Raw genomic sequence first — 7,632 nt, 5'->3', positions numbered from 1 at the left:
GGCGCCGCAGTAGCGGCGGGTCGCGGTCGCTCCCGTTGCACCAAGACCAAGCAGCAAAAAAACACACTGTGACGGCGTCGCTAAGCCGCCCCCGGAACGGGGGCGGAGGCCAAGGGCGCGGATGCGCCCGCCCGGTGAGGGGCGACAAAAACTCGCTCACGGCGGCGGGTCGCGTTGCTCCCGTTGGCGTTTTGTCGCTCACGGCGGCTCCGCTTCGCTCCGCAGCCTCCGCGGGCGCGCCGCAGTAGCGGCGGGTCGCGGTCGCTCCCGTTGCAATACAAAGACCAAGCAGCAAAAACCACGCTTTGCTAGCGCCGCTAAGCCGCCCCCCGCATGGGGGCGGAGGCCAAGGGCGCGGATGCGCCCGCCCGGTGAGGGTTTACAAAAAGCCGCGGAGGCGCCCGCCCCGTGAGGGTCTCAACTACAAAAGCCGGATCGGCTGTTTGGTCCGGCGCAGCACCGCCAGCACGGAGCCCAGGTCGCCGCCGCGGCTGAGCACGCCCTGGCGGGCCGAGACCACGGCGTAGCCGCCGGGCTGGCGGGCCTTGGCCTTCTTGACGATGCGCAAGATGGCGCCCTCGCTGGAGCGGCGGAAGATGGCAAAGATGGCACCATCGGGTGTGAACTCGAGGGCGTAGTCGCGCCATTCGCCGGCCATCACGTGGCGGCTGTAGACGCCCAGGATGAGATCAAGCTCGTGCTTGTCGAAATGAACGAGTGCTGTCTCTCCCGTCCGGCCCCTCGTTACCGGCCGGACGGGCCGGAAGTCTTCGAAACTGACGACCTCGCTCATGTGGTTCAAATCCTCCGCAGGCACCCACCCGATTAGCATGCCACGGCGGCGGCGCCCGGTTCAAGCATCCACATCGATGTCGGCCGGCGGCCGGCCCGCCCGCCAGGCGTCAAAGGCCGCCGTCAGGCCCTGTTCCAGGTGGCGGCAAAACCCGGCGGCGTCAAACAGCGGCGCGCTGGCCCGGTTGGCCGCCAGACGGGCCTTGAGGGCGGCCAGGCCCGGCCCGTCTTGGGCCCAGGCCAGGGCCTTGGCGAAATAGTCATCAAACGATCCCGCAACCAGTTCGGGCAGCCCAGCCGCCGCCACCAGGCTGACCCGGGTCGGGTGCTCGATGGCCGGCGGCCCGGCCAGCACCACCGGCAGCCCGGCCCACAGCGCGTCGGCCGTGCTGACGCCGCCGGGGTGGTACCAGGTATCGAGCCCCAAGTCGGCGAGGGCAAGTCGGCCCAGGTGGGCCGGCTCGTCGATCAGCTCGGCGAACACCAGGCGCCGGGGGTCGACGCCGCGCCCGGCGGTCTCGCGGCGGAGGTTGGCGACGGCCTGGCGCGGCTCGGCCAGCAGCCACAACACGCTCCCGGGCACCCGCCGCAAAAGCCGCATCCAAAGATCGAAGATCTCTGGCTCGATCTTGTAAAGCGCGCCCAGGTTGGCGAACACGAAGGCGCCCTCGGGCAGGCCGGCAGCCGCCCGTCCGGCCCCGGCTCGGCCGGAAGCCGGGGTGCTGGCCCGCCGGGCCGCCGGCATCCAGGTGTGCGGCAGCCGGATGATGTGTTCGGCGTAATGGCGCCGCTCATCCTCCGGGACGGCGATGGGATCAGCCACGAGATAGTCCACCAGGCCGCCCAGCGTGTGCATGTAGCCCAGCATGTGGACCTGCACAGGCGCCGGTCTCAGGGCCAGGATTTCCGGCCGCGCGCCCTGGGTCAGGCCGGCCAGATCGATCAGCACGTCGACCCCGTCGGCCTTGATGCGCTGGGCCGCGCCCTGTTGCGAGAGCCCGTCCAGCGGCACGAAGTCGTCGAAGCCGGCCGCCAGGCGGGCCGTCATCTCGTCGCCGCCGGCCATCAGGGAGTAGCCCGAGATCCTGAAACGTTGGCGGTCATGGGCCGCCAGGATGGCCTCGAAGGCGGTCGCCACGCTATGCACCTTGAAGTCGGGCGAGAGATAACCGAGATGGAGCTTGGCGCCCGGCTGGTGCGGGACAAAGGCCGGTCCGTCGACCTCCAGCGCCGCCACCTGGCGGCGTGTGGCCCGCCCGATCAGCTCCAGCGGCGCCCCCAGGGTGACCAGGGCGAAGGGTGAGGTGGGTACCGGCCCGGGCCCGGCCAGAGCCAGCTCGCAGATCTCCCGCACCCGGGCCATGGCGCCGGCCAGGTTCGACCAGTTGGCCGTCTGCAACAGCGAATGCACGAGATGACCGTGCACGCCGGTGTGCTCGGGCCGGCGCCCGAGCGCCCGGTCGAAGGCGGCGACGGCGGCGCCGTGGCGGCCCTGGGCCTGCAGCAGCTTGCCGTAATTGAGGTGCAGTTCGGCCTCCTCGGGATGATCCTCCAGCGCCCGCAGGAAATGCTGCTCGGCCTCCTCGGGACGCCCTTCGTCTTGCAGCGTGGCAGCCAGGTTGGCCCGGGCCGCCAAGTTGCCGGGTTGGCGCTCGAGCGCCGCCTCGAGGCTGGCGATGGCGGCCCCGTTGTGGCGCAGCTCGTGCTGCACGGTGCCCAGCACGGTGAGCAGGCCGGCGTGCGCCTGGCGCGCCGCGGCCGGCTCGAGCAGCGCCAGCGCCTCCTGGCGCCGGCCGGCCCGGCGCAGCGCCTCGCCCAGGTTGGCGCTGGCGTCGAGGAAATCGGCGTCGAGCTCAAGGGCGCTACGGTAACTGGCCAGGGCTTCCTCGGGCCGGCCGGCCCGGGCCGTCAGCAGGCCCCGGGTGTTGTGCGCCGAGGCCAGTCCGGGATCGCTTTCAAGGGCCCGGGCGACAGCGGCCTCGGCCTCCGCCAGGGCGCCGGTGTCAAACAGCGCCAGCGCCAACGAGTCCGCGACCTCGGCCTCGGCCGTGAGCGCCGCCGCGCGCCGCAGGTAGCCCACCGCCTCGGCGCCGCGCCCGGCCAGGCGGCAGAGCGAGCCGAGCTGGTGCAGAAGCTCGGCATCGTCGCCGACGTCCAGAGCGGCGAAAAGCTCGATGGCGCCGCCATAGTCACCGGCCACGGTGAGCACGCGGGCCAGGGCCTGGCGCGTCGCCCCGTCGTCGGGCAGCAGCGCCAGCAGGCGCCGTAACAGTCCCTCGGCGGCGGCGTTGTCGCCGGCCGCGGCGCGCAGCAGTGCCAAATTGTAGAGCGCATCGGTGTGGCCGGGCAGGGCCGCGATGATGGCCTCATAGGCCGCCGCCGCCGCATCGAGGCGGCCGGCCTGATGGTGCCCGAGCGCGGCGCTGAAGGGATCCGAAGTCATGCCGGCCCCAGGCCAGCAAGGCCGGCCGCCAATGTCAAGGTCGGGGAATGGCCGGGGTCCTGGTTCAGCCGCGTAGGCGGACACCCGAGCTGGAGCCGATGGAAACGGCGTCGGAGACGCAAGATTCGGGAATTTCGCTGCCGGTGGCGCCGGAAAACTCGATGGTGTCGCCGATCAGCTTAGTACAGCGCACGCCTATCGACGAGGTGCCGGAATAGTCAATTTCGTGGTCGGGCATGTAGACGACGCCGTCGAGTTCCATGTCGACGTTGCCGGAGACGTCGAACTTCGAGTCGGAAGCGGCCGAATCCGCGTCAGGATCCTGGAAGAACAGCACACCCTCATAAGTGCCGCTGGTCGGGGCCGAGAGGTTGACGTTGTTTCTGCCGCCTGAAGCGCTGAAGGAGAGCTCGGCGAAGTCGTCTTCGTCGCCTTCTTCTGTATTGAAGAACATCACCCCGCCGATGCCGGTGTCGGTCTCGTTCACCAAGGTGTTGCTGCGACCCGAAACTTTAAGGCCATTGCCGCCGGCCAGCACATAGACGCCGGGCTCGAAAGTGATGGTTTTGTTTCTGCCCGAGACTTTGATGCCACCGCAATAGGTGCCGGGGCTGAGCGTGATGTTTTCGGCACCGTTGCCCGTGAATTTTGTATTGGGAAAGCAGTCTGGTTCGCTACAAGTGCCACAATCCTCTACCTCGGGAGCCGTCAGGCCGGCCAGCGGGTCGTCGGGTATGTCGGTGCAGCCTTCGTCGGGGGGGGGATCGATATCGCCATCGCTGTTGTCCTTGAATCCGCCGGCAACGCAGATCGTGCTGGCGGTGATGCCGGCGCTGCCGGTGGCCTTCATCGCGGCGTTGTCGTCGGTCGAGGCCACGGCGATGCCGCAGTCGCCGAGGTTGAGTTCCGCCGAGCCGCTGACCTTGAAGGCGTCCTCCTCCTCCTCCTCGGTGGCCAGGAAGCAGAACTGGCCCTCACCAGCAGACTGGGTGGCGATGGCCTGGCTTTGGACGTCGCGCGAGGTGAAGCCGATCACCTGGGCGAAGAAAAGCGTCACGGCGTTGCCGTTGGCCTCACTGAGGTTGAGGGTGACGCGCACGGCATCGGTCGGCGTGTCGTCGGCGGTGAAGGTGCCGGTCCCGGTGTCGTAGGTGCCGAAGACCACGTCGGCGGCTTGCAGGACCGTGCCGAAATCCCCTTCCGGCATGTTGAGCCCGGCATATTCCTCGGCCAAGTCCACCGCCGCGTCCTCGTCGTCGAGCGAACTGGCCGCCGCCAGCGCCGCCGCATCCGCGGCCGCCTGCAGCTTGGCTTCCATGTAAAGAACGTGGCCGATGTCGACGGTCAGGGCGGCGATGCCGAAGATGACGGGAAACACCAGCGCCACGATGATGGCGACTGCGCCGCGTCCGTCTCGTGCTAGCCGCCTCAACTGTCGCTCTCCACGCGCATGGTCACGGACGCCTCGATGTTGCCGGCAAAGAGCGCGTCGCTGAGGTAACTGATGATCGCCGCCTCCGCCATGGGCAGCGAGATACTCACCGTGACATCGCTATCGCCTTCCTCCGGTTCGGTAACCGTCACGGTGTAGCCGAAGGGCGTGTCGGAAAGCCGGTTCAGTGCCAGAGCCTCGGCCGCCCCGGCGTCGCATTCGTCGACCACATAGCAGCGTGCTGCCTCGCGCGCCGCATAGACCATCACATGTCGGGTGTGGATGACTAAGCCGTACTGGATGACGCCGAACACCACGGTGAGCAGGACCGGCATGACCAAGGCCAACTCGACCGCGGCGGCGCCGCGGCGCTGGCCCAGCAAAGGCCTCAGCACCCTGAGCGCCCGGCCACGCAACCCGAACGGGGTGGCTCCGCCAGCAACTGTCATGGCCCGATCCTCAGCAATTCGACCTCCACATTCGGTGCCGCGAAATGAATCATCCCGAGTCTAACCCTAATTGATTAAGGGTTATCCCCAAGTTAGCAAATGCAGCAAAGCGCCGCAAGGCGAGGCCGGCGAAAGGCCTTCCTTTTGCGCAAGGGAGTAGTGTGGCAGACTGCGGCCATGACGCGCTTTTACAAACCCGACCTCGGCAGCAACCCCGACGACCCCTTCGCGCGGGACGAAAGTGGCAAGCTGGTACGCCGCAGCTATTGGCTCGACCTCACCGACCAGTCGCTGGTGCTGGCGCTGAGTGTGGGCATCGGCGCCAACCTGACGGGCCAGGAAAAACGCGCCCACTTGGCCGACATCGGGCGTGAGCACCTGGTCGACGAGGTCTGCCCGCAGGAAATCCTGCCGCCGGAATGACGGCCTCGGGCCGGTTTTAGCCGCTGCACCCGCAGCCGGCGTCCAGCGATTGGCAGTGATCGGGGTCAGACCCCATCACCTGCCAATTCCCCAAGTTCCTCAATCAACGGCCCCAGGTGTTGCCGATAGCGCCCGCCGCGGCCCAGCGAGCGGTCGTAGATGGGCTGGCGCACCTGGTCGAAGCTGGCGCTGGCCACGAAGCGGCGGTTTTCATGAAAGCGCAGGCAATCGGGGTGCCAATCGAGCCCAATGAAGGCGACCAGACGGCGGGCCGCGGGCTCCAGATCACCGACGATGTCTTCGTAGTCGATTTCCAGGATGGCCAGGTCGAGCTCCGCCCGCCAATGCGCCATCAGCTTGCGGTAGGCCACATAGGTCCGGCCCAGGGCGCCCAGCGATCGCGAATAGGCGTGGCGTTCGCCGAAATCCTGGGCGTAGCAGGAAAAACAGGTGTCCAGGGCATCGCGCCGCAGGTGGATCACCCGGGCCCGGGGAAAGAGCCGGGAGATCAGCCCGAGATGGAGAAAATTGTGCGGCATCTTGTCGATCACCGCGGCGGCGTCGAATTCGGCCAGGCGCTCGAGATAGCGCCCGGCGGCCCGGGTGATGGTATCGCCGTCGAGCTCGGCCAGGCAGTCGGGATAGGGGGTTTGGCTGCCCAGTAGCTGGGGCAGGTCGAGCGCGATGTCGCGCATCTCCGTGAGTTCGCCGGCCCCGAAAACCTGGGGATGGCTGGCCAGGATCTGCTCCACCAGGCTGGTGCCCGAGCGCGGCATACCGATGACGAAGACCGGCGCGGCCGGGCTTTCGCTTTGCGCCAGCCCGGGGCCCGGCCAGGCTTGCAGCATGACCCGGCAGGCTTCTGCGTCGGCTTCCGCGGCCGCTTCGTCCAAGCCCTCAGCGTTGGCCGCCCGGTAGTGCCCGAAAGCGCGGTCGACATCGCCGTCCAGGTCATGGAGCGCCGCCAGGCGGTAATGGCAGCGCTGGCGCCAGTGGGGCTCGGGGGCTTCGGCCAGCAGATCCTCGAGCAGCGCAATGGCCTCACCGGTGCGATCCAGCCGCCCGGCCAGGCCGGCGAAGACCAAGGCCAGCGCCGAGTCGCGCTGGCCGGCGGCGATCAGGGGCAGGACGATTTCGGCCGCCGCGCCGTCGTCGCCCTCACGGGCCAGCACGCCGGCTTTGGTCGCCAGCGCCGCGACGTCGCCGGGCTGGCCGGCCAGAACATCATCGCAGGCCGCCAGGGCGGCGGCGAACTGACCGCCATCGCGCAGACAGATGGCCAGGTTGAGGCCGGCCTCGGGATAGTCGGGGCGGATCTCCAGCGCCCGGCGAAAACTTGCGGCAGCCTCGCCGTGGCGCCCCAGCGCCGCCAGCACCTGGCCCTGGCCGGCCCATAGCTCGGCCGCTTCGGGCTCTGCCGCCAGGGCATCCTGGTAGGCCTCGGCCGCCTCGGCGAAGCGGCCGGCCTGGCGCAGCGCCTGGGCCAGGTTGGCCTGGACCGGGCCCTGTGGGCCGGCGGCCAAGAGGCGCCGGAAGCCGGCGATGGCGGCTTCCAGGTGGCCCAGCTCGGCTTCGACGCCGGCCTTCTCGAAGGCCGCGTCGCGGTGGCCCGGATTCAGCTCGAGCGCGGCAGCGAAGGCGGCCACGGCGGCCCGGGCCCCTGGCCGGCCCAGCGCGCGGCGCGCCAGGCCCAGATTGTAATGAAAGGCCGCGACCCGGGGATTGGCGGCGATGGCCGCTTCGATGCGCTCGACGGCTTGCTGATGGCGGCCTTGCTGGTGGGCGATGACGCCCAGCAGGTGCAAGGCGTCGGGCTGGCCGGGCTGGCTTGCCAGCACCTTGCTGTAGAGGCGCTGGGCCTGGGCCAAACGCCCGGCCTCGTGGTGGCGGACGGCGCGGGCGAGGAGATCGGCTGGCGGCATGGCGGCGAGGCGGCCTGGGGCGGTGGCGCGGGAGGGCCGGAGTTGGCCGGGGATTGCGCAAAGCATTTCTAGCCCGCATTTCCCGCCGGGTCACGGCCTGCGTTGGACAGCGGCGAAGGTTGTGGACAGTTCCGGCACTCCGTATTATCTAGGGCGCCCCAATACCCCGCC

The 7,632-nt window shown here is 69.3% G+C and carries 6 protein-coding genes; 1 reads left to right on the top strand and 5 read right to left on the bottom strand.

Annotation, left to right across the window (positions count from 1 at the left end):
• Positions 1 to 421: 421 nt before the first annotated feature.
• The 4 genes from QGG75_01975 to QGG75_01960 form a co-directional block, all read right to left on the bottom strand.
• Positions 422 to 793: a DUF2794 domain-containing protein gene (locus QGG75_01975; protein ID MDP6066014.1), complete on the bottom strand. Its 372-nt coding sequence runs from the start codon at positions 791 to 793 to the stop codon at positions 422 to 424.
• Between the two features lie 60 nt (positions 794 to 853).
• Positions 854 to 3,235: a tetratricopeptide repeat protein gene (locus QGG75_01970; protein MDP6066013.1), complete on the bottom strand. Its 2,382-nt coding sequence runs from the start codon at positions 3,233 to 3,235 to the stop codon at positions 854 to 856.
• Between the two features lie 64 nt (positions 3,236 to 3,299).
• On the bottom strand, positions 3,300 to 4,667 hold the full coding sequence (locus tag QGG75_01965; protein MDP6066012.1) for a pilus assembly protein: 1,368 nt from the start codon (positions 4,665 to 4,667) through the stop codon (positions 3,300 to 3,302).
• Entirely contained in the window at positions 4,664 to 5,116 is a 453-nt protein-coding gene (locus tag QGG75_01960) for a pilus assembly protein (GenBank protein ID MDP6066011.1), read from the bottom strand. The genes QGG75_01965 and QGG75_01960 overlap by 4 nt, the downstream gene beginning before the upstream one ends.
• A gap of 177 nt (positions 5,117 to 5,293) precedes the next feature.
• Here QGG75_01960 and QGG75_01955 point away from each other — a divergent pair, with 177 nt between their 5' ends.
• Positions 5,294 to 5,539, top strand: a complete 246-nt coding sequence (locus tag QGG75_01955) for a hypothetical protein (protein ID MDP6066010.1) — start codon at positions 5,294 to 5,296, stop codon at positions 5,537 to 5,539.
• A 65-nt stretch (positions 5,540 to 5,604) separates the two neighbouring features.
• On the opposite strand, the gene QGG75_01950 is transcribed toward QGG75_01955, so the two are convergent.
• Positions 5,605 to 7,461, bottom strand: a complete 1,857-nt coding sequence (locus QGG75_01950; protein ID MDP6066009.1) for a sulfotransferase — start codon at positions 7,459 to 7,461, stop codon at positions 5,605 to 5,607.
• Positions 7,462 to 7,632 lie beyond the last annotated feature (171 nt).

The organism is Alphaproteobacteria bacterium (genome assembly GCA_030740435.1).
Classification (GTDB): Bacteria; Pseudomonadota; Alphaproteobacteria; order UBA2966; family UBA2966.
This window is presented reverse-complemented; position numbering and strand designations above follow the sequence as displayed.

Excerpts from the sequence above, each read along its gene's own strand:
- QGG75_01975 (MDP6066014.1), bottom strand. The coding sequence starts at position 793 with ATGAGCGAGGTCGTCAGTTTCGAAGACTTCCGGCCCGTCCGGCCGGTA.
- QGG75_01970 (MDP6066013.1), bottom strand. The coding sequence starts at position 3,235 with ATGACTTCGGATCCCTTCAGCGCCGCGCTCGGGCACCATCAGGCCGGC.
- QGG75_01960 (MDP6066011.1), bottom strand. The coding sequence starts at position 5,116 with ATGACAGTTGCTGGCGGAGCCACCCCGTTCGGGTTGCGTGGCCGGGCG.
- QGG75_01955 (MDP6066010.1), top strand. The coding sequence starts at position 5,294 with ATGACGCGCTTTTACAAACCCGACCTCGGCAGCAACCCCGACGACCCC.
- QGG75_01950 (MDP6066009.1), bottom strand. The coding sequence starts at position 7,461 with ATGCCGCCAGCCGATCTCCTCGCCCGCGCCGTCCGCCACCACGAGGCC.